Annotated in this window: 4 protein-coding genes; all 4 read right to left on the reverse strand. The window is 50.9% G+C overall.

Going from position 1 to position 2,545, the window contains the following annotated elements; translation table 11 throughout:
* The coding region (locus M0R47_RS21785) for a hypothetical protein (protein ID WP_292558456.1) at positions 1-245 on the reverse strand (245 nt) is incomplete at its 3' end.
* Positions 246-540: 295 nt separating this feature from the next.
* Positions 541-1,644 carry a hydrogenase formation protein HypD gene (gene hypD, locus M0R47_RS21790; RefSeq protein WP_292558457.1) on the reverse strand — a complete coding sequence of 368 codons (1,104 nt, stop codon included), beginning with the start codon at positions 1,642-1,644 and terminating at the stop codon, positions 541-543.
* Positions 1,641-1,871 (reverse strand): HypC/HybG/HupF family hydrogenase formation chaperone, encoded by a 231-nt coding sequence (locus tag M0R47_RS21795; protein ID WP_292558458.1) that lies wholly within the window; start codon positions 1,869-1,871, stop codon positions 1,641-1,643. The genes hypD and M0R47_RS21795 overlap by 4 nt, the downstream gene beginning before the upstream one ends.
* 265 nt (positions 1,872-2,136) lie before the next feature.
* A complete protein-coding gene (locus M0R47_RS21800; protein ID WP_292558459.1) occupies positions 2,137-2,328 on the reverse strand; it encodes an addiction module protein in 192 nt (63 codons plus the stop codon).
* Between the last annotated feature and the right edge of the window lie 217 nt (positions 2,329-2,545).

Consider the following 2,545-nt stretch of genomic DNA (forward strand, 5'->3'; position numbering starts at 1 on the left):
TGAGATAATTCATATAAATCACTCATCCCAAAGTAGCCGCTTATCAGCCAGCCGCGCTGGGCCAATGGGATGAGTTCTTTTTTGAGGATTGGATACATGTTTATACGGGCTTGATAATTTGCCTGCATATGTTTAATAACGCCACTTGTGATCGATTGCATTCCTTCTGTAATTTGTTTGATTACATCAGGATGTTCTTCTAGCCACATTATTAAATTTTTTTTAAGCTCTTCAATTTCTTTCATTTATGATTCTTTGATTTGCCAACGAGTAGCGGGATTTCGTATATTTCATGCAGGCTACTTTATTATTGCATCCTACATTTGAAACCAAATTTATCAGGTTCGAGCGTAAATTCTGGGATGGTTTCCCCGTATGCCGCGCCGAGCACCGGAGCTTTTGTCGAGAACAGCCCGTAGGGGTGCGGCATGGATGCAGGAGGTAGAGCAACGCAGGAGCAGTTGCCGAGGCGAAGCAAAAGAAAGTAACTCGCCCTCGGGTGCGAGAAACCCGATCAAAATAAACCGTCGCGGCAGCGACTCAACGCACCCGCCCATAAGACCAATATGCCGCACAAGCTCCCTCCGAAGACACCATACAAGATCCCATCGGATTTTCCGGAGTACAAACGGTACCCAACAACTTGCAATCCTGCGGTTTTTTCGCGCCGCGCAGGATGGCCGGGCATTCGCAGCCTTTGACATCGCTCGCCTGAATCGCGGGCATATTAAAACGCTGTTCGGCATCTAGGTCAGCATAACCGGCTTTCAGTTTTAATGCGCTGTCGGCAATTAGCCCTAAGCCGCGCCATTCGAATTGCGGTCGCAATTCGAACACTTCATTCACCAGTGCTTGCGCTTTCTGGTTGCCTTGCCGGGTGACGGCGCGGCTGTATTCGTTTTCGACTTCGTGGCGGCCTTCGTTAAGTTGGCGGATCAGCATCAAGGCCGACTGCATCACGTCCAGCGGTTCGAAACCGGCGATGACTATCGGTTTGGCATAACGCTCGGCAAATATTTCATAAGGCTGGCTGCCGATCACGGTGCTGACGTGGGAAGGCCCGAGAAAAGCATCAATCGCGACCGGTTGCGGCGCATCCAGTATCGCCTGCATCGCGGCGGGCGTCAGCACATGGTTGCAGAACACCGAAAAATTAGCCAATCCTTCGGCCTGTGCCTGCTTGATGGCGACGGCGGTCGGCGGCGTGGTCGTTTCAAAACCGATGGCGAAAAACACCACCTGTTTTTCAGGATTTTCCCTGGCGATTTTCAACGCGTCTTGCGTTGAATAAATCATCCGAATATCGCTGCCGCCTGCCTTGGCTTTCAACAAGCTGTTGCGACCGGTGGCAGGAACCCGCATCAAGTCGGCATAGGTGCAGAGAATTACCTCCGAACGTTCGGCCAGTTGTATCGCGTTATCGATGCGGCCGGTCGGCAATACGCAGACCGGGCAACCGGGGCCGTGGATAAATTCGACATTGTCCGGCATCAGATCTTGAACGCCGTAGCGGAAAATGGCATGGGTATGGCCGCCGCAAAACTCCATCAGCCGATAATGGCGGTCGGGATCGACGGTTTGCGCAATCGCCCTGGATAATTGCTGGGCGAGGTCTTGCTGCCTGAATTCGCTGATGTATTTCATGCGTTTGACATTAATCCGGCTTCGGCAAACAAGGCCAGGGTTTTTAAGGCTTCGTCCTCGTCGATTTTATTCAGCGCATAACCGACATGCACCAGAACGTAATCGCCGAGCGCGACATCATCGACCAGGGCCAGCGACACCTCGACTTTGACATTGCCGACCGATGCGGTCGCCATGTTGGTGGAGGGATCGAGGGCGACGATTTTGGCGGGGAGGGCTAGGCACATAATTTTGGTTTTGATTAAGGTAGTGTTGTAGGGTGCGCTGTGCGCACCTTATTATTCATTTATAAGCGCGAACTATGCAGGGCGGGGTTTGCAACCCCGCTCCTAACGTTTCCGCGATATACCAAAGCAAAGTGGTTACGCTAAACGTTTCGGACGGGGCAACATGCCCCGTCCGGCTCTGTTAAAATAGCTTTCCTTTCCGCAAATCGAAAGCCACTTGCTCTAAAACATGCTCTAAGACAACCTGCTCTTTAGCTGTCATCGGTTAGTGTTTTTTAGTTCTTGCAAAGAAATCAAGGTTGCTTGCTTTGATCAGTTCCAATCTGTCATTCAGTATATCCTGATGCCACAGTGGTGATTCTACCGGCTCCTGTTCATGACAAAGACTATCCCAAATTTCTTCCATCAATATAATCCGCTCGGAAACCGGCAGGGATTTTATTTCTGTAATCGTCATTGGCTTACCTTTTGGTTGTAGGGTGCGCTGTGCGCACCGTTTTACAGCACGTCGCTACGCATAATCAATACGCTGCAACTCCAATTCGGCTTTCAGCCAGCGCAGCCAGCTGTCCATTCCTTCGCCGGTTTTGGCCGACAACGACAAGATCTTGATGCGCGGATTAACCTGTTTTGCGTACTGTATGCATTGCTCGCTGTCGAAATCCAGGTACGGC

Source organism: Methylobacter sp. (assembly GCF_023227905.1).
Classification (GTDB): domain Bacteria; phylum Pseudomonadota; class Gammaproteobacteria; order Methylococcales; family Methylomonadaceae; genus Methylobacter_A.